We start from the raw sequence: 25,262 nt of genomic DNA, 5'->3' as shown, positions 1-25,262 counted from the left end.
GCTGCATGCCACGATGATAGCCGACCAGCCACAAACGAAGCGATCCGCGACGGGTTTTCTCCCGCCGCGGATCGTTGAAAAGCTGTTGAATAGATTGCCAGAGAAGAGCGGCCGACTGGCGGCCGTGCGATCCACCTTCCTGACGAAGCAACGAGGAAGGCGGATTCAAATTTCAAATCATGTCCGTGACCGGACTACTTGGGTTCCGCGTTGCAAACGTAGATCCGCATCGAGTGGCGTCCGACTTCCACAATCCGGTTGTTCGGAGGCATCGGCCCGTCGACATTGGGATAAACGTCGTCCGGCGATGGTGCCGCCGTGTCGACAAACAAATTCCACTGCGTCCCGCGAGCAATCGCTGGGAAGTGGAAGTCACGGTGATCCCCGGTGCTGTTGAACATCAAGATCACGTCGCGTCCCAAACCTTCTGGATCGTCGATGCGGCTCGGAGCAGCGATGTACGCCGCCATCGCCAGTTCGCCTTGATCCCAGTTCAATGGATCCCCCGACGGCCCGTACCATGACACGTCCGGTACCTTCCGGCCATCGACTGGTTGCCCGGTCAAGTATTCCCGGCGACGAATGGTGGGTTGGTTCTTACGGAACTCAATCAATGCGCTGACGAACCGTACCAGGTCCGCGTTTTTTTCAACCAATCGCCAATCGAACCAGGAGATGTCCGTGTCTTGGCAATAGGCGTTGTTGTTGCCCTTCTGCGTTCGGCGAGCTTCATCGCCACTGACGATCATCGGCACACCTTGGCTGGTCAACAACGTCGCCAGCATGTTGCGGACTTGCTGACTGCGAATCGTGGCGATCGCCTTTTTGCGCGTCGGACCTTCGACACCGTAGTTGTCACTGATGTTGTGATTGTCGCCGTCGTTGTTGTTCTCGCCGTTGGCTTCGTTGTGCTTGTCTTTGTACGAAACCAAATCGTTCATGGTGAAACCATCATGCGTGGTCACCAAGTTCACACTGCAAGACGGGGGACGCCCGGCATGCTGGTACAGATCGCTGCTACCGGCCAAACGAGTTGCCATCGGCCCGAGCGTTCCCGCATCGCCACGCCAAAAACCTCGCACGTCGTCGCGGTAGCGACCGTTCCATTCCGCCCAGCGGTGATTGCCAAAGCTACCGACCTGATAGGCACCGGCTGCATCCCAGGCTTCTGCGATGATCTTCGTGTCCGCCAACATGGGATCTTCCGCGATCAGTTCCACCATCGGTGGGTTGGGAATCAAGTTCCCGTTCCGGTCGCGACTCAAGATGCTGGCCAGGTCGAATCGGAAACCATCGATGTGGTAGTTGTGCACCCAGTGTCGCAAGCAATGGAAAATCATCTCGCGAACAACGGGGTGGTTGCCGTTGATCGTGTTGCCACAACCGCTGTAGTTGCAGTAGTGCTGGCCTTCCGAAAGGATGTAATAGACTTGGTTCTCAAGTCCCTTGAACGACAGCGTGGGTCCTTGTTCGTTGCCTTCACAGGTGTGGTTGAAGACCACGTCCAGAATGACTTCGATCCCCGCGGAGTGCAGGGCTTTGACCATTTGTTTGAATTCGTTGACCTGAGCACCGGGCGCCGAGTCATGCGCGTAACCACGGTGAGGCGCGAAGAACGCCATGGGGTCATAGCCCCAATAGTTCGGCCGCGAAATTTTCTTGCCTTGGGGGTCCCGGATGGGGAATTCATGCACCGGCATCAACTCCACCGAGGTGACACCCAATGATTTCAGATACGGGATCTTCTCGATCACGCCCAGGTAGCTCCCAGGAGCCTTGACCTTGGCAGTCTTGCTCTTGGTGAATCCACGAACGTGCATTTCGTAGATGATGGATTCGCTGACGTCACGTCGGACGTGCCGATCGCCTTCCCAGTCAAACGTGCCATCGACAACCACGCACTTCGGTGGACGCACAACGCCATCGGTTTGCTTTTGGTAGGTTCCCGCCAGGGCCTGCGCGTAAGGGTCGATCAACCGAGCCGTGGAATCGAACCGGTGACCGTTTTCAGGTTCCCACGGTCCGCTGGCTTGGAAGTGGTAAAGTTGGCCGGCTTCGAGCCCCGGCACGTGCAAACTCCAGACATCCCCCCAGCGATCGGTTTCCCGATCAAAGTCGATGACTTGAGCTGGTTCGCGATCGGTCACCTTGTTGTACAGCAACAACCGCATTTCGGTTGCGGAACGGCTGAAGACCGAAAACTGCACTCCCTTCTCCGTGAGCGTCGCTCCGAACGGAGGGGAGTAGGCGAACTGAAGATCGGGGCACGGTTGTCGCATCAGCATGTAGAGATCGCTCCTTGAGTCGCTGGCCTGATTTGGTTGCCGTGGTCCTTCGAGACCATCGTGTGCTCGGCGAAAAGTCGCTGGGCACACTCGTGACGAACCGGTCAGGCATTGTTCCAGTTGTCCGCTCAACCCTAGCACTCGATCACGCATCGGCAGGCGAAACCCACCACCTCGGATCAAATCTGCCCCAAGACGAAACTCCTTGCACCAAACGAATCGATCGATTCATCGAGGCAAGCTGTTCCGACACACCGTATGGTGCAGGTCAGAACACTATTCCGGTCCCATCCAGAAGGATTGGACGAATCCGACAACCATTCATTCCAGTCGCTCTCAAACGTCTCCCTCAAAGGTAATTTAAAATCGTGTGACACCCCTATGATATCCTGCATCCAAGTGCCAGAGGTGGGAACACGGCGGCCCGCAGTCAAGGGCTCCGCTCGTTCTTCCCTTGCGAACAGTTACCGGTCCAGATTCCGCCCTGAAACGCTGGGCTTGCCATTGAGCAATCCCAACCTGTTCACGGAAGCTGAATCACTTCATGCCCGGCTCGCGTTGACATCGATTGCCAGAGCTCGAGTTCGACCGAATCGGTGATGTAACGAACCGAGCCATCCAACAACGACACGTGCACGCCACCCGGGTGGTAACTTCGCGAGGTGACCGCCGCGTAGGTGCGAACCCCCGCCGGTGGCGACTTGCCCTCGCGCATGTTGGTGAAGTCGATGTCGTACTCCACCCCCGAAATTTCACACAGAACCTTCTTGTTGGGTGAAAACACGGTCGTGACGCTGGCCTGGTGGGCACGGCCATCAATCCATTCCGTGTGCCCGGTTTCGGTTTTGAAGTCGCCGCCGAACGCACAGATCTCGTCCGTGTTCACCGGCATCGTCATCGTCCCGGTTTGTTTCGCGTCGCGAGCGTAAGGCGTCCAGCCTTTGACTTCGGCAAGCGCCATCGTGTTGCTGGTCCCATCCAAACAATCGCGAAAACCAAGGTAGCGGCCGGGAACGAACATCCCATCGCCCACCGCACCGGTGGCTTCATCCAGCACGAACCAAACCCCTTCGTTGGTCGCGTAGTTCAGTTTGTAATACTGAGGGCCGGATGATCCGCGGCGGGGCTCATCTCGCGGATCACTGGGACATTGATAGGCAGCCACCCGGAACGAGGATGTCGGAACCTGAACGCCATCGATCGTCAGGTAGGACGCGCCGTAATCACGACTGAAATCGACTCCTTCCGACAAAGCGGATTCTTCCAGGAACGGAAGAATTCGGGCCTGCATCGACCACCCCGAACCTTGCCCCGGATTGGTCCAAGCTGGCGGCAACTTCCTGTAGGCTGACTCGTAGTTGTGAATCGCCAGGGAAACTTGCTTCAAATTGTTGCCACAGCTCATCCGTCGGGCAGCTTCCCGGGCGGCCTGGACGGCGGGCAACAACAGCCCCACCAAAACGCCGATGATGGCGATCACCACCAACAGTTCCACCAACGTGAACCCCGCCCTTGATCGCGAGGCAGAGTCAGACAAATTCAAGCCAGATGGTTCCGAAGGTGCGACCGAGCGCATGCGATTGTCCCGAAAACAGGTTTTCGATGAAGAACAAGCATGGCTGGCGAGAAGTCACGACCGATGAAGGAGCAATCCAACGAGTGCTCACGAACGCAAGTTCCAATGTTTCGAGGGGATTCCCTCTCGAAAGTGCTCGGATTGCTGGACATCGACGCGTTTTTCATTGGCTGGCTAGCTTTTGAAAGCGAAGGAGGGGGACTCTAATGCGACCGACTCGCATTATCAAACCCTCGGGGGCGAAAACACTCAATACGCATCCCCCTCGATCAACGGCATCCGATTGATCCACCTGCACGCAGGGGATTTGTCCCGTGTTTGGGAGGCTCGCCCTTGAACAAACCACCTGGTTTAACGTAACATCTGGGATTCGACCGACAGCGAATTCACTTGACCGACGGTTCTGTCGAAATCCACCGTCGTAACACCCTCATTGGCTCGAGTTTGAACGTCATGCAAGACGGCATTCACCCCAACTACCAAGAAACGTCCGTCACCTGCGGTTGCGGCAACACTTTCACCACCCGCAGCACGCGTCCCGAGCTGAAAATCGACATTTGCAGCGAGTGCCACCCGTTCTACACCGGCAAACTGAAATACGTTGACACCGCTGGTCGGATCGACAAGTTCCAGAAGAAATTTGCTGCTGGCACCTACGGATCACTGCAAAAGAAGGGCAAGAAAGCCACCAAATGAGCGGGTCCATCCGCGACATCCTCGAGGAAAAACTGGCTCGCTTCGAGAAACTCGAAGGCGATATGTCCAACCCGGACGTCCTCTCCGACGGCGCTCGCATGAGCGCAACGGCACGAGAACACGGTGGACTGAACCGGTTGGCCAACCAGTATCGATCCTTCAAACGCCTGACGGATGAAATCCATCAGTGCGTGGCGATGGTGGCTGAAGCCGAGGATTCGGAAGAACGTGAAATGGCAGAGTCCGAGATGGAGACGCTTCGCAAGGAGCGAGAAACCATCTGGGAAGATCTGCTGTCGCTGACCGTTGGCGGGGAAGACTCTCACCGCACACGGTGCGTGATGGAAATCCGCGCCGGCACCGGTGGCGATGAAGCCGCGCTCTTCGCTCGTGACCTGTACGAGATGTACACCCGCTACGCCGAAAAGGTGGGCTGGAAAACCGAGGTGATGGACGCCAGCCCGACCGAAATGGGCGGCTTCAAAGACATCACCCTGACGCTCGAAGGCGACAACGTCTTCCGTGACCTGCAGTACGAATCCGGCGGGCACCGCGTCCAACGCGTCCCCGAAACGGAAACGCAAGGCCGCGTGCACACCTCCGCCGCCACCGTCGCGGTGATGCCCGAACCCGAAGACGTGGAAATCGATCTGAAACCAGACGACTACCGCAAAGACTTCTTCGGTGCCTCCGGCCCCGGCGGCCAGCACGTCAACAAAACCGATTCGGCCGTGCGTCTGACGCACCACGAATCTGGCATCGTCGTGCAATGCCAAGACGAAAAAAGCCAACACAAAAACCTGGCCAAAGCCCTTCGGGTTTTGAAGGCTCGCATCTACGAAAAGAAGCGAGAAGAAGAAGCGGCCAAGCAAGCCGAAGCTCGCAAGGGACTGATCGGCTCCGGCGACCGAAGCCAACGCATTCGCACCTACAACTTCCCGCAAAATCGGTTGACCGATCACCGCATCAACCTCACGATTTACAAACTCGATCAAATCATCGCGGGCGATCTTCATCCTGTCACCGAAGCGTTGATCGAATACGATCGCGATCAACTCCGCGGCGACATGATTGACTGAACTCTATGGCTGAAACCAGCAACGACACCCCGTGGACGGTCATGCGTCTGCTGGAATGGACGACCGACTTCTTCCGTAAAAAAGGCAGTGAGTCCCCGCGATTGGATGCGGAAATCCTGCTCGCTCACGCGCGGGGTTGTCAACGCATCGAACTGTACACCGCGTTCGACAAAGTCCCGGAAGAAGAACAACGCGTCGCCTTCCGCGAACTCGTCCGACGACGCGGTGAAGGTGCCCCCGTCGCCCAACTGGTCGGCTACCGCGAGTTCTACTCGATCTCGATTCGCGTCGACGAAAATGTGTTGGTGCCCCGGCCCGAAACCGAACACTTGGTCATCGAAGCCATCGACCAAATCAAAGGTCGCCTGTCAGACCGACCAAGCCCAACGGTGCTGGACATCGGAACCGGCAGCGGAGCGATCGCGGTCGCGATCGCCAAGTCGCTGCCAAAGACACAGGTCACCGCCGTCGACATCAGCTTGACCGCTCTCGACATCGCGAAGTGGAACGTTGAGAACTTGAAGCTCTCCGATCGTGTCACGCTGCTGCAAAGTGATTTGTTTGATGGGCTGGAACCCGACCAAACCTTCGATGTGATCTGCAGCAACCCACCTTACATCAGCCAGTCCGAGTACGACGAACTCCCAACCACCGTCCGCGAATTCGAACCTCGCGGTGCGTTGCTATCCGGTCCCGATGGAACCGAAATCATCGCCCGGTTGCTCAACGATTCCGTCCAGCGTCTGAACGACGACGGTCAGCTGATCATCGAACTCAGCCCCATGATCGCGGGTGCTTGCAAGACACTGGCCGAGCAAAACGGTGGCTACCAAGAGATCCACCTGATCAAAGACCTCGCCGGCCACGAACGCATCCTCTCGATGCAAAAAGCCTGAACCGGTTCGGGCTGAGGTTCTTTGCCCCCTCCGGGGTCATGCACGCGAGCTGATCGATGTCCCCGGGGACATCGTTTTTATAAACGAGGCTTTTTCTCGTTCCCAGGCTCTGCCTGGGAACGCAATGCACTGCAGGCTCCGCCTGCTGAGACACAATCGGGAGGCGGAGCCTCCAAGACAGTGTGTTCCCAGGCAGAGCCGGGGAACAAAGAATCTCGAAACCCAAAAAACACCAGCAATCAAATCGATGTCCCGAGAGGTCGAAGATCTTCCGCTCAACTGACAGCCACCAGACGATTACTCGAAAGCAACTGGCATCGCTTTGACCGTGTCTCCAATGACTCCGACGTGGCAGTTTTCCAGCAGCGTGCCGGATTCGAAGTACACGTTTTTGGCCGCGATCATGTACTCGGTCATCGCCAAGTGATAACGAGTTTGTGACTCGTTGAGCCGTCGCTGGGCATCGAGCAATTGCTCCAGGCTGATCGGCAAACCTGCCTTGCGGTTGGCCTCGAGAGCGTCGAGTGCGTCCTTCGAAGCGAGGTAGCGATTCAGGTTGGTTTCCATCTGGGCGTATGCCCGTTCTGTCTCTGCGATCACCGCCATCAAGTCATGGGTGATCTGCCGCTCCTGCTCTCGCAACACCGCCCGTTCACGCGCCACCTGAATCTTGGCGTGCTGCACCGCGGCGTGTGCTTGTCGGAAACCAACCGGCATTCGGAACTCGACTCCCGCCTCGTACTCTTGATAGTCGCCGGTTCCAAGCTCGTTGAACGCGGAATCGCTACCCGCCAGATCCTTGCCGAGACCACGCAGCCGATACGTGGTGACCAAGTCCAGTGTGGGCAACTGAAAATTCTTCGCCGCGATGACTTCTAATTCGCGACGCTTGACCAGCAGCCGCTGCTGTTGCAATTCACTTCGCATTCGAAACGCATCAATCGCCAACGACTGAGAATCGAAGATCAACGGAGCTGACATGGGCTCGTCGACCGGTCGCAGCAGTTGCCCATCGGCGATCGGCAAACCAATCAACAACCGCAAACGACGCTCCGCCGCTTGGACTCCCGTGACGCCCGCGAAGGTGCCGCCGGAGGTGGAATTGTTGGTTTGAGTCCGCTGAATCAGCTTGCCCGCAATCGCGTCTTGCAGCTCGGAAACAAACCGGTAGTACTGCTCTCTTGCCAAAGCTTCCGCCGAGCCACCCCGCCGGTTCGATGACTTCTGTGCGTCATAGCTCCGCCACGTTTCCAAGCTGCGAGCGACGGCTTCTTGCTTGGCGTCAACATCGCGGTAGGCGAAGTACAAATCCCAGTAGGCATTGATGACGTTGCTGAGATAGTTGCGCGCGTCTTCGCGAAATTGGGCGTTGGAGATATCGCTGTTCGTTTTCGCGATCAACACACCGTTGTACACACCCGGTAAAGCCGCCGGCCCGGCGATTCGGTTGAACGCCAACCCGCCGCCCTGCAGCAATGGTTGCCGCAATTCGGCGTGCAATTGCGTTTGCCAAGCACTGGGGGTCAAGTTGCCCGTCGCATTGTTGGCATCGTAATCGGTGATGCTTCGCAGACTGATCTCCGCCCCCGTCGCCGTCCGCTTGGACAACTGCAACACGTAGTCATGCAAGTCTTGCTGGAACGCATTGGCACCACCGCCAAAGAATCGGTTGTTGAACCGGCGGTCGTTGTTCTGCCATGTCCCCACGGCGGTGAGCTGGGCATCGAACGCCGAGAGTGCGGCTTCCATTCCCAATTGTGGGTCCGTTTGAACCAGTCCGGGGCTCTCATCCGTCGTGACCGTCTCGGGGGCACGCAACACCGTTGCATTCAAGTCTCGCAGAACCTCGCTGTTGCTCATCGCTTGATTGAGCGTCTGCTGCAGCGTCAGGTCGCGATAATCCGCTTTGGCCAATGCCTCGGGATCTCGCAATGTCAGCGGTGCGATGACGGGAGTCGTGAGCGTCTCAGGCGGTGCCCCGGCGTCCACGCGAGCCATGATCCGATCGACGTGAGCGGTGCGGTTGCCAACCGTTTCTGGCAGTGCCCGCGATGCACGGCACCCCAGCGAGCCCAATCCCGGTGCGATCGCCATGATCATCCAACCGGCGCAGAAAATCCGCCGAGCTCGAGGAGCCAAAGCCCACCGAATCATCGCACGACCTGCTTTGGGCCGACTTCTGGTCACGTATCCCTCTCGATGTGTCCACTGAATCAGTGCGCAAGCAGCAATACTCATGCAACTGGCACTATCCGGATTCTTCGACTGATCAGTGCATCGGGATTGAGCGAATCTCAATCAATTGGAGCAGCGAATGTTTCCCCAGGCCTCTGGACATCGAACCTGAGACTTTGCACCGGCTAGTTAAACTGGAGAAATGGTTTCCATCGTGAAACCGGCTCTGGATCGCAACGATGACCGCCACCAATCCCTCTCCGACTCACGCGCCGACCGATGAATTGACACCGTATCAACTGTGTCATCGCATCGTCGCCCACACACGCGCCGACCGAGTCCTGTGGTTTGCCCGGCAAGAGAACCAATGGGTTCCGATCGGCTCCTCCGTGCAATCCGAGATTGAGCTGGACTCCCCCGTCGTTCATGATTGGCAGGCGATTCTTTCGCAGATTCACGAATCGACTGAGACTGACTCGGACACGATTTTTCACAACCAACTGGATCAATATCGCGAAAACTCCGGTGCTCAAACCATCCTGATCTTGCCGCTGCGTGCCAAAGGCGCCACCGAGGCGACATCGTTTTTGATTCTCGAAACCTTTGACTCGTCGGCGCAGCAGGTCGACTCGGCCGAACTTCGCGCGGATTGGCAATCGATCAGTCACACACTTGCTCCCGCCCTTCAGCAGACCGTTGACCAGTTCCAAGCTTCCTCGCCACGACTCAAACATCGATCTTCGCGGGCACTTTGGGCGGCCATCGTTGCACTGGTCGCTTTGGTTCTGTTGGTGGTCCAAGTCCCTTTGCGACTTCCCGTGGAAGGCAGCCTCGAACCGATTCATCAACAACGACTCTTCGCACCGACCGCAGCCCGCGTGGTATCGGTTCACGTCAAAGATGGGCAACAAGTTGAACGAGGCACCCTTCTCGTCGAACTGCGGAGCGATGAACTCGACCTGCAAACCGAAACGGTTGCGGGCAATCTGGCGACCGCGAAAGCCGAGCTGGCAGGACGCCGGACGATCCGCTCCAATCGATCCGCTCCATCGAGTTCGTCCAACACGGGCGGACTGCAATCCTCGACCAATGAACTGGTTCTTCGAGAACGCATCCGGTCGTATGAACAGCAACTGAAGTTGCTGCAGTCCGTGCAAGCATCGATGTCGATCCGATCGGATGTCCAAGGCCAAGTTCGACGCTGGGACGAAGAAGAATCCTTGGTCGGCCGTGATGTCTTCCAAGGCCAATGGTTGTTCGACGTGGTGGATTCATCCGCCGGAATGAGTGCCAACCTGGAACTGTCCGAGCAGTACATTGGACACGTCCTCCAGGCTCAATCGGATGACCTCCCTTTGAAATGCCGATTGCGCCTGCGTGCCCATCCCGATGTGACCTGGACCGGTGAGATCCAACACCTCGGATCCGTGGTCCTTCCCAATCAGAAACAACAACCGGTCGTTCAAGTGATCTCCACCGTCCCTCCAACGCTCGAGGGTCTCACCGACCAACCAATGGGCTCGACCGTGGTCGGTGACGTGGCTGCCGGCCGCCGAAGCCTCGCCTACGTTCTCTTTCGTCCCCTGTTCGAATCCCTTCGGGAGATTTGGTAATGCACCGAGCACTCATCGCAGCGGGAATCCTCCTTTTCGTCTCGCAATCCGGACTGGCGCAGGACGAGAAACCTGATACCCACGAATCATCTCAGCCCGCTTGGATCGGCGATTTGATCGTCACCCCGGTGCAATCGGGATCCGCCGTGGCCACACTTCCCGGTCAATTGATCAAGATCCAAGTGGCCGAGGGTGACACGGTGGAACAAGGCTCGCTGCTGGCAAGCCTGGATGATGTGGCGGCCAGACTGCACCAACAATCCGCCGAACAAGAACTCGCGATCATCGATTTCCAACTGGCCCAAACACTGGACGTCGATGCGGCTCTCGCTTTCTTGGAAGAACAAAAAAGCGCGGCCAAGGAACACGAAGCTGGCGCAGCCATCCAAAAACGACTTGCCGAAAACGACATCCGTGTGCTGGCCGCTCAAAAGGCGGAAGCGGTCGCCAAGAGCGAATGGACACGGGCGGTCAACGCCAAGGAAAACTTCGATGACGCGGTTTCGCAATCCGAAATCGATCAATTCAAACTCGCCTACGAACAACGAACCCTGGAAACCCGGCAAGCCATCTTCGAACAAGAGAACGCTCGCCTGGAACAATCGATCGACCTAGCCACGGCGGCAGCTTTGCAAGCCAAAATCCGCTCGGCCGAAGTCGCGGTTCGACAAGCCGAAGCAGCGGCGAACGTTGTCCTCTTGAAGAAAAAGCTGAAACAGCAGCAACTCGAACTGGCAACTGAGAATGTCGACCAACACTCGCTGAAGTCGCCAATCGATGGCATTGTGGTCGAGGTTTCCCACCGAGTTGGTGACTGGGTGCAACCAGGTGAAGCGATCGCCCGGGTGGTGCGTCTGGATCGTCTGCGAGTCGAAGGCTACCTGCCCGCCACATGGATCGATTGGCTTCGCAATGAATCCAAACCAAAGCTGACCATCGAACTTGCCACCGGCGAAACCATCCAACGCTCGGGGGAAGCGAAATTCATTAGCCCCGAAGTCGATCCGCTGACCCGAGAAACCCGATTCTGGATCGAAATCGACAACACCGACGGGAAAGTGCTGCCAGGATCACCGGCTCGACTGTTGCTGCCATCGAACGAATCCGGAACGACGCGATGAGTTCCGCGGCCATCCAACCTCGACTGCGACCGGATTTGTTCTGCCGTGCGATTCGTGTCGGCAAATCGTTTCAGTGGGTCGTCCGAGATCCGCTGGTTTCGGTGCGTGGATCCAACGATCGGTCCTCCGCTCAGTGGATGGTCAACGAACAAGAATTCGCGATCTTGAACAGCCTCGACGGGCAACGAACGCTCGAACAAGCCCACCTGCACTGCCAGCGTCTGCTCGCTCCCGCCGAACTTTCACGCGAGGATTTCGAGGCCTTTGTCAATCAAGCCTATCAAAAGGGTTGGATCGCAACCTCATCGGCGACCGGCCCGACTTTCATCGCACGACGCGAACCAGACGCATCCTTTTGGCAGCGTGCGGTTCGCAACCCGTTGGCGATCCGCATTCCCTTGGTCGATCCCGACCGCTGGCTTGATCGCCCCGTTCAACGTGTTCGAGCCTTGGTTCGGAAGCATCGGCGGGCTTGTGCCGTCTTCGGTTCGACATGGACATTGCTCACAGGAGCCACGCTGCTCGCCAACTGGGAACACCTGATCCCCGCGATCCGGCAGAGCGCACTGACGCTGCAATCCCCATCCACATGGGTGCTCCTTGCCTCGGTGATCTCAAGCGTCAAGTTGATTCACGAACTGGCCCATGCAACCGCCTGCAAATGGTTCGGCGGTCACTGCCGTGAAATGGGTGTGATGTTTTTGTTTGGCATCCCATGTTTGTACTGCGACGTCAGCGATGCGTGGTTGATTCCGCAACCCTGGAAACGAATGCTCGTCTCCGCCGCGGGAATTTTGGCCGAGTGCTTGATGGGATCTCTCGCTCTGATTGCTTGGGCCCATTCGATGCCTGGCCTCCCGCAAAACGTGCTGGTGTTTGTGTTGATGGTCACGTCGGTCAACACGCTGATTCTCAACGGCAATCCCTTGATGCGGTACGACGGCTACTACCTGCTGTCCGACGCGGCGTCCGTTCCGAACCTCGCATCCCGTTCACGATCCGCGTTGCAATCGCGTTTACGAGCTTGGTTTTGGAGCGTCTCCACGATTCGCAACGAGTCCGAATCGCAACCCTCGGCGATTCAGAATGACCGCGACTCCGTCGGACTGCTCACCTACGCGATTGCCAGCACGCTCTATCGGATCGTCGTCTTCGGAGCGATCGGTTGGCTGGCCCTCCACTTTCTCGCGTCGATCGGCGCGACGACCGTTGGTCTGGCCGCCATCGCATTCATCCTCTACCGCGTGTTGAGAATCTGGGCCGCTCCCATCGTCCGTCCACCAAGCGAACTGGATCCCGTGAAAGCTCGCACACGGTCGCGATGGATGTTCGGCGTGCTTGCGACCTTGTTGTTGGCAATGCTTCTGGTTCCGCTTCCCCACCGCGTGAAGGGAATCGCGAAAATTCAGCCAGTCCAACGGACCGAGGTGTTTGCCTTGGCTCCGGGACGCTTGGAATCGGTTGCTGAAACAGGACAGGCCGTCCAGCCCAACGGGCTGGTCGCGAAACTGGTTGACTGGAAGTCCTCGCTTCAAACTCAACGTCTTCAGGGAGAAATCGCGGAACTGGAAGCTCGCCTGAAAGGGACTCGAATGAGTCGAACCACTTCCAATGCATCCCAGCAACCTTCGACCAACATCCCGACGATCGAATTCGCTCTGCAAGCCAAACGGGACGAATGGCTGACGGTGCAAGCCGAATCGGAGCACCGCGAAATCCGTGCTCCCCATGCGGGCCGAATTGTCGCGACCACGCCCAAACTCATCACGCAGTGGCAACGATCACGATCCCAAATCGATTGGAGCGGTCAACCGACCGAATCGATCAACCTTGGATCTTGGATCCGCAGCGGAACTCCAATCTGCCAAATCGTTTCGGACGCGGCCTACCAAGTCTCAGTCCCCGTGGACGCTTCGGAAATTGGATGGGTCCAAGAAGGTCAAACCGCCGTCACGCATTTCCCACAAGGTGCAGCCTGGCACGGTCGGATCACACACGTCGGCACGCGGCCAAGCGAGCAAGATGGGACCTACGAAGTCACCATCGCACTGGATCCTGATGAGCGACCGTTCGATTTCGCTCCGCCATCCGACTGGACGATCGAGGCCGTGATTCAGGTGGAGGCGACGTCACTGTGGGACCGGACTCGCCACTGGTTTGCCACCCATTTTCGCGTGGACAACTGACAACCATCCGTCCCCCGCGATCAATCCTTGCCGGTCGCTGCTGGCCATAGGCGAACCGTTCCGTCTTCCGATGCCGTCATCATCAGGTCACCCTCGTCGGTCAAATCCAAAGCCGACAACGCGTCCTTGTGACCTCGCAGTTCCAGCAACACACGGCCAAATCGGCTCTGTTCGTCCTGCTGGGCTCCTTGGGCGACGGGATCCCAAACTCGCACCGATCGATCTTCACTGGCGGTGAACAATCGAAGCGGGTTGGCCAACATCGCCACATCCGAAATGGGTTCGGCGTGGCCAATCAATTCAATGGGAGTTCCGGCTTCTGTGGTCTTCTTCACGGGGTTCGCCAACCAATCCTTGACGTTCCACATTCGCGCGATGTTGTCGGATCCACCGACCGCGACCCACTGGGAGTCGTCTGAAAAACGACCGACGTTCAGTTTGCCAAGCGACGGGTCAGCCACCAATTTGAGTTTCGCGTCGCCATCGAGTTGCATCAACGTCGCCGCACCTTGATTGCTCGTCGCTAGCAAACACGAACCATCGGCACTGAAGTCCAAGGATGCGATGCCGCCCTGCAGAACCGGATCGTTCCATTGCCGAACGGATTCGAATGTCCCTGCGGTTTCGTCGAAGTCCCAGACACGAACTCGAGAATCATCGCCTCCGGTGGCAAATCGGAAGGCTTGTTTGGGAGCAACCGCAATCGCGCGAATGGTCCCCTCATGCGGCGATTCCAATTTACCAATCGTCTTGCCGGTCTCGGCGTCCCAAACTTTGACACTGCGACTGGCCGTGATCACGCGGCGATCACCATCGGCAAACATGGCTCGCGTGACCGCGCCGTGAGCTCGATAGCTTGTCAAATGTGTGTTGGAACTCCCGTCCCAAAGGAACGCTGCGTTGCCATGCATCGTCAGGAACCAATCGCCTTGCAATGACGCCACCGCGGTGCACTCACCAAGGCGTTCTGGCAACTCCACCGCTGCGACTCGCTTCGCCGATCCGATCTCGCCGGACACGTCCCAAGTTTCGACGCGACTGGAACGCTCGCCCATTGGGGTCACGACCAGACGAGCCAGACTGCCATCGATCGAAAAGGACACCCCGCCAAAGTTGGGACGACCACCAAATGCACTGGTCTGATCCTGTGAAAACGTTTCCGAGAGCAACCGCTGTGGTTTGCCGCTGGCAAGATCCCACCACGTCACATTGGAGATCGTTCGATCGGTTCGCTTGGATTGATCAACGGTGATCGCCTGCCGGCCATTGGAGGAAACAACCAATTCAGTCACGAAACCTTCCGTGTCAAAGCGGTCTGCCCAAGTCCGATCGGACCAACGCCAACGCATCAAGGATTGGTTGTCGGATCCAATCCAAACGCTTTCCGAGTCGCCAGCAAACGATGCCGTGTTGATGCGGAATCCAAGCAAGTCGTCGATCGGTTCGCCCACCGGTTCGCCTGTTTGCAAATCCCAGACACGGCCTCGGCCGGCCCGGTCGCCACTGAACAACCAACGACTGTTGGGAGAGATCGCCAGGGCCGCGACGGATTCCTCATGCCCCTCGAAACGATGCAGCAACCGAGGCGAGACGGACTTCGACGGACTCAACTTCCAAACCAAAACATCGGACTCAGGCGAACTGGAACCGGTGGCGAGAAGACTTCCATCTTTCGAAACGGCCAGCACATCATTCAGCCCCGTGCCACGAACGCTGCCGAGTTCCGTTCCACGATCAACGTCCCAGATGCGGACGACGGCGTCGGCGTTGCCAAGGAACAACCGTCGATGCACGGGGTCCATTCGCATCGACATCGCACCGAACGCGGTCCCCTCTTCCAACCTGCCTTCGGACTCCAGCCCCTGATCTGCCTGTGGTGATTCGGGTTGATCCGAAGCAATCGTCCATCGCGTGTCGAAGCGAGACGTTTGGGGATCAATCGACAAGACTCGCGCCGTGTGATCACGACTGGAGGTCACCACCTTGGTTCCATCGGGACTGAACCGAGCTGACCAAATTTCGTCGTCGTGAGCGGTTGCTTCCAAAGCGTTCCAACCGCTCGACGCCACGTCGCTCTCGTTGCGAACGGAGACGGACGTGAAATCTTCGTCCACTCCGTTGTCCAACAATCCCGTTTCCGAATCCCAGTACCGGAGCGTCAAATCGTCGCCCAAAGACAGGACGTCGCCCTGGGTCGCGGGAACAAACAAGGCCACTTTGACCGCGCCGCCGTGGCCTCGCAACGATCGTTCACGAGCCCATCGCCCCAACTCGGCTTCACCGGGAACATCAGATCGTTTCCAAATCCGAACCACGTAGTCCTTGCCCGCGGTGATCAAGCGGTCCAGCCGCGTGTCGTAGTGAATGTCTTGCACGCCACCTCGATGAATCGGCGTGGTTTCATTCAGCGAGATGGAGTTGGCTTTGCTGGTGCCGGAATCAGCGTTGCCTGTTGACGCCAAATTCTGAACCGCGTTCTGAATGCTCTTCCTTGGATCCGCATCGACCAAATCGTCTTGTTCCCAAACAAGCACATGTCCATCGGTGTCGCCGCTAGCGAACTTGGGAGAAGCATCCTCCATCCAAACCGCGACTGCGGAGACCTCGGATTCATGCCGCATGAAACGACCGATTCGGGCGGCCGTTTCGTCTTGATCGGGCACGATGTTCCAAACCGCAACGCGACCGCGAGCTGAGTCATTCACGGCTGCCGAAACCCAAACGTTTTCACCATCGCGAACGGCGGCGACCTTGGTGACCGGACCGATGTGCCAGTGCTCGCTGTATCCAGGAACGCAATCATCGCCATTCGAACTCAGGTCCCAAACCCGGACCGTCCGATCGGTGGACGACGAAACCAAAGTGTTTGAATCGGCAAAGACAAGGTCGCTCACGGGTCCGTCATGCATCGGCAAACGCAACGTTCGCTTGGAGAGATCCCCATTCCAAACTTCGATCCTTCCATCGAGCATTCCGATCGCCACTTGGTCGCCTGATTCATTCATTGCGGCGGTGGTGATGGAACCGCCATTGGGATCGCTCCATGTTGCGTCGATGAGCAATGGAAGATCAGACGCGGCCCTCCCCTCGCTTCGCTCGACCCTCCCGGAGGGAGGGTGAAGTTTAGTTACATTGGATCGACGCGTCCCACTCGCGATCGAGAATGTTGCCAGACGTCCATCGTCCTGCGTGATCAAACCACGCTGGGTGCCGCCGACTGGAACTTCCGCCAACGACAACTCATTCGCGATCACCGGCAGCGACACAACGGCCTTGGATTGGTGAACCGTGGCCGACAACCAACGCAATTCCCATGGCAACGGCTCGCCAGGGAATCGTTGACGGTAGCCAGCGGTCAATTCCGAAAGGATACGTCGAGCGTCGGAGAACTCGTTGCGATCCACACGTGCTTTGGCCAATCCAATTTGAGAAACATACGACTCGTATTCCGCCTGGGCTTGAGCGATCTGAGCGGCTTTTTCGCTCGCCTTTGCTTTGGCTTCCTCCTGAACTGCTTGCTTCCTGCTTTCATTGGCTTCCACAAACCGCTGATTCGCGAGCGCAGTTTGCTCCTTCGCGATCTCCCGTTGCTCTTCTGCATCTTTTCGCCGTTCTTCGGCGAGATCCGTCTGCTTTTCTGCAACCAATTTCTGTTCTTTGGCAATGTCCCTTTGCTGCTCGGCGATGTCCCTTTGTTCGTTGGCGATTTCTTTTTCGTTCAGCGCGATCTGCTCCTGTTCTTTCGCGATCTGGGTTTGCTGCTCGGCGATTCCAGCCTGTCGTCGGGCCTCCTGTTCTTTTGCATTGATCGTCACCAATGCGAACGCACCGCCGACAAAGATGAACAGCAACATCGCGGCGACGGCACGCTTCAAGAACTTGAACCGTGATTCACGAGCCTTGCGATCCTGGATGGCTTGTTCCAGCTTCGCCGCCAGGGCTTCGTGCTCAGGCGATTCGTGCAGCAGATCGCCATCCGGCTTCAGCAGCGACAAACCAAGATCGAAGTCCTTGTTGTCATGGGCCGCAGAAGCGTGAGCCAACCGCGCCCGAGCCATGCCGTCTCGTGCGGTTTGGTTTCCATCCCAAAGATGCAGTGCCTCTTCAAACCCAAACGTCGCTCGCGAGAACAACGTGTACGAATGAGTCTGTTCGGCTTCTTTCAGATCGTCTGTCGCTCTGGCCGCCAGCGAGACGCTTTCGGAGTGCGAGCGATATTCGCGAATCGCCTCTTGGAACTCGATCACGCTCGAATAGCGATCTTCGATGCGAGTCGCCATCGCTTTGCGAGCGATGTTGAGCAATTCACCTTCGTACCGTGGATCAACGTCCCGAATTTCGTTGGTGGCAACCGCTCGCAAACAATCGCGAACGTTCTTCGCATGGTGCGGTGCCTTGCCGGTGACAATCATGAACAGCGTCGCGCCGAGCAGGTAAATGTCAGCCGCCGGACCGATCGCCTCCAGTGGTCCCGTTGCCATTTCCGGGGCCATGAACGATGGCGTGCCGCCCAAACCCTTCGCGGGTGTGATCGAATTCAATTTTTCGAATTGCGGCAACGCAAAAGCGATCCCCCAATCCATCACCATCACAACGCCAAAATCCCCCAGCATCACGTTTTCAGGTTTGATGTCGCGGTGAATGATTCCTCGGGTGTGAGCGAACGCGATCGCATCCGCCACCTTGATCAGAATCTCGAGATTCTCATCCCGCGACTTCTCGCCGATAACCTTGTTCCAAGGCGTGCCGACAACACGCTTCATTGCGTAGAACAACGTGTTCTCGCCGGTCACCGCGACATCGTGAATCGGAACGATGTTGGGGTGATCCAAGTCGCCGGTGATCACCGCTTCGGTTAGAAATTGCTGACGTCGACTGTTCTCCGTGGCCTCCAACCGCCCCTGTTTGCGAAGTGCGTCGCGTTTGTCTTCCTCCAGCGGCTTGATGATCTTGACCGCAATCAACCGATCCAAAGATCCTTGGCGAGCGACGAAGACGTTGCCCATCCCGCCTTTGCCAAGCAGACGAACCAACCGGTAGTCCGACGCTTCGGTTTCGCTTTCCTGCGGCGTCGTGACTTGGCGTCCGCGCAGCGGCAGCGAAGAACCGGCAACCGCCGACCCGATCTCGCTGAACGAAGCCACGGTGGCCGCGCCGGTATGGAATTCCTGAGACAGCTTGGACCAATAGCTCACGTCCTCGGATGTCAATTCACGAGGGTTGATGGTTTGGCCAATGTCTTCGTCTGTCAGGATCGTGCCCACGGTTGCATCCGCCTCATCGACGGTCGCACTCCCTTCGGTGATCGTTTCATCGATCAGGGTGAGGCTGGCATCGGCAACCGTTTTTTCGGATTCCAACAGCGTCGCCTCAGGGTCGAAGTCCGATTCTTCCACCACGGTTTCATTGACACCGGAAATGGTCGCCCCCGAATCCGAGATCGTTGCATCGGACTCCGCAACAGTGAAATCATTCTCGTCCAGCGTTTGATCCGAATCTTCCACCGTCAACTGAGTTTCATCGACCGTCTTGTCCAAATCAGGGAGCGTCGCATTGGGGTCGTTCGCTGGATGGTCCGGCATGGTCCCGGCTTCTTCCAAGGTGGCGTCCAAGTCGACCTGGTCAACGGTTTCACCTAGTCCGTGATGGTCGCTTCGTTGAACCGGTTCGGTTTCTTCGACCGTCTCATCCAAATCAAACTGGTTCGCGGTGAAGTTCTCGTCATCCGGCATGCCTTTGTCTGGCTTGCCTTGGGGATCTCGGTCATTCGTCACGATCACGCTCCTCACTTGGGAGTTGATCGGAATTCGAGTCATCCAGGTCCGAGTCATCCAGATCCAGAGGCGTCAAACGCAACGTCCCGGCCTCCAGGTCATCACCGGTTTGGATCGGACGCCCGTCTCTCAATTCAACCTGCAGGATGGTGCGCTCGTCCGCTTCGTCAATCACGTACTGAATTTCATATTCGCCATCGGGCAACTGAGAAAAAAGTCGATTCAGCGAATCGCCTTCCAGCGTTCGTTCGGGCAATCGGATGGGCTCGATCAAGTCCGCCGCATCGGGATCCGGCGAAAGAGCGCGAAGCTGAAAGTACTCATCGCGAATGGACGCGGGGCTGGACGAAGCCTCGGAGGTTTCGAACGTCACACTGGTCAACGTTGTGGTGGTGGTCATTGCGACAGGGGTCACCGGATCAACCGGTTCTGGAATCACGTCCCGAATGGGCAAAAATGCCAAGGGAACATTCACACGTGGGATGACAAAGAAGGCCGCTCCTGATTCAAGGATCGGGCCGCTGGATGTTAGCGTCAGTGGATTGTCCGTCGATGAAATCACGCTTCCAGGAACATCCATCGAAACAAGAATTCCTTTCGTGTTGGGCTGCGAGATCGATTCACCGAGCAACACGATCGACTCATGATGTTCCACCGCAAACAACACGTTCAGTGGGTCCGTTGCACTTCCGCGTCCGTTCAACGTTGAGTTCAGAATGTCGTCCTCCATGTAAACGTGACTGACGCTGGCGGTTTGAAACGAACCTGGCAAATTCTCGACGCGCTGAAAGCGATCCGATTCGGCTCCCCAATCAATCAGGAGGGTCAAACCGTTTTCACCTTCCGTCCCCACGTTCACGGACAGAATTCCCTCGGCATCATTGACGTCAAACTGCGACAGGATGTTCGTCCGAATGGAGTCATGCTGGTAGAACGCTTCCGTCAATTCCCCTGGCTCGGGCGCGACAGGTGGAGCGGCTGGACGTGGCGGCAAATCAGGGTTGGGTGGAACCAAGTCCTCAGGATCAAGTTCTGGGCGCGGCGTGAATTGCCTGGCGATACCAACACCGTCTCCGGTGTTGATTTCAAATTGCTGTCCCAGTTCGATGACCGGTGCGGACAATGTCACCGCGCCGGCTTCGATGGACGCGGCTTGAATCTGGACGTTGTCCGAAGCAACGATCCGTTGATCGGATGCCAAACGCACTCGCCCATCGGTTCCCAGGGCAACGATCTCGGGATCCAATTTTCGATCGGGACCATCCTCGATGGAGTCGTCATCGACCAAGATCAAATCGCCCTCGGCGTGCACATCCACGTACCCATCGCCCGCCACCACATCCTTGATGATGACGTCGCCATCGTTTCGAACCCAGATCGATCCTTGGTCGACGATCACGCTTTCAAGTGTCAGATCCAGCCCGCCGAATTGTTCCAAGCGGAAATCGCCGCTTCCAAACTCAATGCGTGCCACCACGGGTTCGTCCACCGCCAGCGAAACCAAATCAACGTTGCCGTCACCCGCATCGACATCCAACTGCGTCACCGATTGCAATTCCAACTCGCGTACGTTGCCGATGCCGTCATTCGCTTCCAACAGAAGTTCATCCGCGATCAAATCAGCCAAGTTGTCGTCCGCTGAGTCGTTGATCGAATTCGCGAGCACCTCGACTCGTGCGTCGCCCGCGTTGATCTGCTCCACGATCAAATCAGATTGACTGACCAGTCGCACGTCTGAATCGCTGGTCAGAATCCGAACGGTGGAGATTTCGTTGCTGGATTGGTTCAGCGTCACGCCCGCATCGGCGGTCACATCCAAGTCATCGACCACCAAGGTGCTCGTTGACAACTGACGCACGGCGCCTTGGCCCGTCACTTCCAAAACAGGTGTCGTCAAAGAGGATTCCAAGACCAGATCGTCTTGCAGTCCGAGCAACTGCACGCGGTCATGGACCGTGATGGGGGCCTCCCCCAAATCGACATGCCCCACATCCTGGGTGGTCAGTTCGGTGATGTTGACGACCGATGTTCCCAACTCGGGCAACAACTCAAACGAAGTCTTCGCATTGCCACTGACCGAAATCATTTCTCCGGAAACTTCAACCTCGTTTCCGATCGTCGATGGGGAAAGCACTTCCACATCGACCGTGTCATTGCCGAGCCCGCCCCGAACGGTCGCGTTCAAACCATCGGGAAGTCGCAGGTGCAGTGAATCGTTGCCGCCGCCCAAATCCACCCGAACGCGGCCACTCGTGATCGCATCCACGCCGATCGAATCGACGCGAATCGGATTCCCGAACACATCGTGACCGATCGTGATGGGAATCACGCCGGTCACCGAATCGGTGAATTGAAGCTCGCCCCCCGTGGTGAGCGATGATTCGATCGTGTCAAACCCGGCGTCCCCTTGGACCAACAGCTCTCCCAGTGCGGTCAGCTCCGCGGTCGCATTGAGAACCAACCGTTTTTCAAGCGAACGAATGCTGGGCACGAACCGAGCGGCTGGGCTGGTTTCACTGGATTCGGTTTGGTTCCATTTTGCCCTCGAACGCGACCAAATCCGAGCCGCCCTCGACCTCCAATCGCGAGCCAATTTGGGCTGGAATGATCGCATGAATCCGAAGGCTTTGGTGACCGAGTGAAGAACGCGTGCCGCGATGGTTTCGCAAGAAAATATTCTAATCCGTGCTTGCTTCAGGAACATTCAAAACACGGTTCCCCACTCAAGAACTGGTTCCGGGGCAAAAAACCGCCCAGATCCCGGAGTGAAGGTGTTCCGATTGCAACGATTTCCACTGATTTAGCGGTTGGTGCGATCGAAATGGGGAAAGGAATTCGTTCCGCCGATTAAGACAATGAGAGACCGGTGGAAGTTCCCTCCGGTACCGGGACGCAAATTGAAGCGACGCCATGAACTTCATCCAAGCACTTTCGATTCGATCTCGATCGCCCGCCTTCGTCGTCACCGAAGATCGCCGGCACCGCTGGAGCACCCCCGGCCGACGCTGGGCGTTGCTGCTGATGGGGTGCTGGTGGGTCAGTTCCGCAACCCTGAACGCGCAGCCATCCGATCCGGTCTCGGCGAACCCAGTGTCCGAGTCGACACGTCCCGCCACGAAACCGGCGTCGCTTCGGACGATGCTGAATGCCGAGCGAACCAGCACACTCGCCGCTCTGCCCGCCACGTACCAACTCACTGACCAAACCGCCGCAGAAACCACCGCCGCGGATCCTGATTATCGTGCCGCGGAACGATTGCAAACACGATTCGCCGCTTTGGAAAAACCGGTGCGTGGAATCCGCGTGGTGCAGGCGGACGTCGCGGGTTCCTTCCCTGAGAATCATGCCGCGGAACTGCTCGCCCCGTTGGCCGTGCGCGTGATCGAGAGCGACTGGCATGCCATCCCGACTTACGATCGCTACCCGGTTTGCTTTTTCCACCAACCTTTGCATTTTGAAGAACGCAACCTGGAACGTTGTGGCGATGGGCACGGTTGCCTCACCAACGCGATCTCGACGTTTTGGTTTCTCTCGAACACCGCCATTTGGCCCTACCGAATGGCCAGCGAACCGCCCTGTCAGTGCGTCTTGTCCGCGGGCGATTGCAAGACTTGTCAAACCTATTCCTGTCCGGTCGAACCACTGCACACCGACAGCACCCAGCATGAATTCGCAAAAGGCGTGTTGGCGGAAGCCGCGGTGATCGCCGGTTTCACCTTTCTGGTGCTGTGATTCGCGTCCACCGGGACGAGTCGGCCTCAACGCGATTTCCCCAATCCCCAGGCGTCTGTGGTAGTTTGTGCGCACCGGTCAAAATGTCCCGAGGCGAAGGCAACCGCAGCCCATCTCGCCGTGGGCAAACGCTGAAAAGGAAGCACCATGAGTGACTCAGTCTCGCACCTGATCTTTGATGTCGAAAGCATCGCTGATGGCGATCTCATCTCCCGTGTCCGTTACTCGGGTGAAGACTTGTCCCCCGACGAAGCGATCGCGAAATACCAAGCGGAGCGGATGGAGCAAACCGGGTCGACATTCATCCCCTACACGTTCCAAATCCCGATTGCCGTGGTGGTCGCGAAAGTCACCTCCGACTTTCGGTTGGTGGACATCAAATCGCTGGACGAACCCGAGTTCCGGCCGCATGTGATCACCAAGTACTTCTGGCAAGGCTGGGAGATGTACAACATGCCCCAGTGGGTGACCTTCAACGGGCGTTCGTTTGACATTCCGATCATGGAACTGTCCGCCTTTCGGTATGGGATTTCGATTCCCAAGTGGTTTGACGACAGCGGTTACAAATCACGCCGCAACCGGTTCAGCACGCACGCCCACCTGGATTTGCAGGAACTGCTCACCAATTTCGGAGCCTCTCGCTTCAACGGCGGCCTCAACTTGGCCGCCCAATCATTGGCCAAACCCGGCAAAATGGGACTCAGTGGCGATCAAGTCCAATCGTCTTATGACGCAGGTGGCCTCAAAGAGATCAGCGATTATTGTCGCTGCGACGTGCTGGACACGTACTTTGTGTTCCTGCGATGCATGGTGTTGACCGGAAAATTGGAACTGGAACGCGAAATTGAATTGGTCCAACAAACCCGTGATTGGATTGAAAAGGAAAGCGAGACCTGCCAAGCCTGCGCCGATTACATGACGCAATTCGGCGACTGGAAGAACCCTTGGCTGATCGAATCAGAAACAGCTGACGCCGAACCCACTGACACTGGGCCAACCGGATCGGGGCCACCCCAGACCGAAGCGACCAAACCAGACGAATCCAACGCGTGATTGCTGGGATTTTCTCATGAGCCACCAAGCCTTGCGCGTGACGTGCCCCCATTGCATGGCGCTGATCGAATTCCCGCTTGTTTCACGCGGCGAAGAATCTGGCGGCGGTCTCCCAAGCAGCGGTGTCTGTGCCGCCTGCTCTCAACCCATTGATCTCTCCACCTTCCGCGAAAACTCGCCCGCTGACCCGCATTCGTTTGCCAACCGTCAACGAGCGGTCACGCTGTTGCAACCTGCCGAGTCGTCGGTCGAAAGCGTTTTGTTCGATGCCTTCCAGCTGTTTCGTAGCAACTGGAACGTTCTGCTCGGCGTCTCCTGCCTGACCACGCTGATCTGGTTTGTGTTGGTCGCTTGGCCATGTCAACAATTGAGCGAGCTTTGGACCTTGGCTCAACAGGACACCGCTCAACTGCTGACGTTTTTGTTGGCATCGGGGATGGTGGCTGGGGTTGGCATTCTGACCACCGCCTACACCACCTCGGTGATGGCGAGGATGACGCTGGCCGTGAGTCGCTACGGTCGAGGCAGCCATCAGCCATCCATCCGATTCGCGCCTGATTCGAACGAAACACCGTCACGCGGAAGGCTGTCGGTTCCCGCGAGCGTGCTGTTTCACATGACGTTGTTCATGCTGTTCGTTGCCGTCGTGATGGCGATGTTGTTGGTGCTGGGTGTGATTGCCATGATCGCGTTCATGTTGGTGCTGCCCTTGCCGCGTGAAACCGCGACACTGGTGGGCACATTCTCGGTGGGGTGCGTCTACTTTGTTTTGATCTTCGCACTGCAATGGCTTCTCTGGCCCAGCGTGTTCTTGATCGCGGATCGACGAGCGCCGTTCGGCGAAAGCTTGCGAGAGAGTTTTGCTTTGTCTTGGGTGCACCGAAAGGTGAGCCTGAAGGTGGTCACGTTCTACTTTCTGCTCTCGACGGTCGGGGCGCTGCTGTTTTATGTGGGCCAGGCCATCACCGCTCCGATCGCGAGCTTGCCATTGGCGATGGCGTATCTGCGGATGACGGGCGGCCAAACGGTGCTCGACCCAAGCGAGTGAAAACGCCCCCTGGCGACTTCCCCCCCAA

The 25,262-nt window shown here is 57.5% G+C and carries 14 protein-coding genes; 9 read left to right on the top strand and 5 right to left on the bottom strand.

The window, feature by feature from the left end:
• Positions 1-194 precede the first annotated feature (194 nt).
• Entirely contained in the window at positions 195-2,285 is a 2,091-nt protein-coding gene (gene glgX, locus RISK_RS00385) for a glycogen debranching protein GlgX (RefSeq protein WP_047812310.1), read from the bottom strand.
• Positions 2,286-2,808: 523 nt separating this feature from the next.
• Positions 2,809-3,861, bottom strand: a complete 1,053-nt coding sequence (locus tag RISK_RS00380; RefSeq protein WP_047812265.1) for a DUF1559 domain-containing protein — start codon at positions 3,859-3,861, stop codon at positions 2,809-2,811.
• Positions 3,862-4,314: 453 nt separating this feature from the next.
• Here RISK_RS00380 and rpmE point away from each other — a divergent pair, with 453 nt between their 5' ends.
• From rpmE to prmC, 3 genes are read left to right on the top strand one after another with little or no spacing between them, the layout of a single operon-like run.
• Entirely contained in the window at positions 4,315-4,557 is a 243-nt protein-coding gene (gene rpmE, locus RISK_RS00375; protein ID WP_047812309.1) for a 50S ribosomal protein L31, read from the top strand.
• Positions 4,554-5,636, top strand: a complete 1,083-nt coding sequence (gene prfA / locus RISK_RS00370; RefSeq protein WP_047812264.1) for a peptide chain release factor 1 — start codon at positions 4,554-4,556, stop codon at positions 5,634-5,636. Before rpmE ends, prfA begins: the two co-directional genes overlap by 4 nt.
• Before the next feature lie 5 nt (positions 5,637-5,641).
• Positions 5,642-6,532, top strand: coding sequence for a peptide chain release factor N(5)-glutamine methyltransferase (gene prmC, locus RISK_RS00365; protein ID WP_047812263.1), 891 nt, complete (start codon positions 5,642-5,644; stop codon positions 6,530-6,532).
• 297 nt (positions 6,533-6,829) lie between these two features.
• On the opposite strand, the gene RISK_RS00360 is transcribed toward prmC, so the two are convergent.
• Entirely contained in the window at positions 6,830-8,686 is a 1,857-nt protein-coding gene (locus tag RISK_RS00360) for a TolC family protein (RefSeq protein WP_047812308.1), read from the bottom strand.
• Between the two features lie 260 nt (positions 8,687-8,946).
• On the opposite strand from RISK_RS00360, the gene RISK_RS00355 reads away from it, so the two are divergent.
• The 3 genes from RISK_RS00355 to RISK_RS00345 are packed head-to-tail and all read left to right on the top strand — an operon-like array spanning position 8,947 to position 13,627.
• A complete protein-coding gene (locus RISK_RS00355) occupies positions 8,947-10,320 on the top strand; it encodes a biotin/lipoyl-binding protein (RefSeq protein ID WP_047812262.1) in 1,374 nt (457 codons plus the stop codon).
• Positions 10,320-11,441 (top strand): efflux RND transporter periplasmic adaptor subunit, encoded by a 1,122-nt coding sequence (locus RISK_RS00350; protein ID WP_047812261.1) that lies wholly within the window; start codon positions 10,320-10,322, stop codon positions 11,439-11,441. Before RISK_RS00355 ends, RISK_RS00350 begins: the two co-directional genes overlap by 1 nt.
• Entirely contained in the window at positions 11,438-13,627 is a 2,190-nt protein-coding gene (locus tag RISK_RS00345) for an HlyD family efflux transporter periplasmic adaptor subunit (RefSeq protein WP_047812260.1), read from the top strand. The genes RISK_RS00350 and RISK_RS00345 overlap by 4 nt, the downstream gene beginning before the upstream one ends.
• A 20-nt stretch (positions 13,628-13,647) precedes the next feature.
• Here the strand turns inward: RISK_RS00345 and RISK_RS00340 are convergent, their stop codons facing one another.
• The gene (locus tag RISK_RS00340) at positions 13,648-19,359 is read right to left on the bottom strand and encodes a WD40 repeat domain-containing serine/threonine protein kinase (protein ID WP_173442596.1); all 5,712 of its coding nucleotides are present in this window, start codon (positions 19,357-19,359) and stop codon (positions 13,648-13,650) included.
• A 31-nt stretch (positions 19,360-19,390) separates the two neighbouring features.
• Positions 19,391-21,892: a hypothetical protein gene (locus RISK_RS00335; protein ID WP_236695905.1), complete on the bottom strand. Its 2,502-nt coding sequence runs from the start codon at positions 21,890-21,892 to the stop codon at positions 19,391-19,393.
• Positions 21,893-22,311: 419 nt separating this feature from the next.
• Here RISK_RS00335 and RISK_RS00330 point away from each other — a divergent pair, with 419 nt between their 5' ends.
• From RISK_RS00330 to RISK_RS00320, 3 genes are all read left to right on the top strand, one after another.
• The gene (locus tag RISK_RS00330) at positions 22,312-23,133 is read left to right on the top strand and encodes a hypothetical protein (protein WP_047812259.1); all 822 of its coding nucleotides are present in this window, start codon (positions 22,312-22,314) and stop codon (positions 23,131-23,133) included.
• Positions 23,134-23,280: 147 nt separating this feature from the next.
• Positions 23,281-24,186, top strand: coding sequence for a 3'-5' exonuclease (locus RISK_RS00325; RefSeq protein WP_047812258.1), 906 nt, complete (start codon positions 23,281-23,283; stop codon positions 24,184-24,186).
• A gap of 16 nt (positions 24,187-24,202) precedes the next feature.
• Positions 24,203-25,234 carry a hypothetical protein gene (locus RISK_RS00320; protein ID WP_047812257.1) on the top strand — a complete coding sequence of 344 codons (1,032 nt, stop codon included), beginning with the start codon at positions 24,203-24,205 and terminating at the stop codon, positions 25,232-25,234.
• Positions 25,235-25,262 lie beyond the last annotated feature (28 nt).

The sequence above is a fragment of the Rhodopirellula islandica genome, assembly GCF_001027925.1.
In the GTDB taxonomy this organism is placed as follows: Bacteria; Planctomycetota; Planctomycetia; order Pirellulales; family Pirellulaceae; genus Rhodopirellula; species Rhodopirellula islandica.
This window is presented reverse-complemented; position numbering and strand designations above follow the sequence as displayed.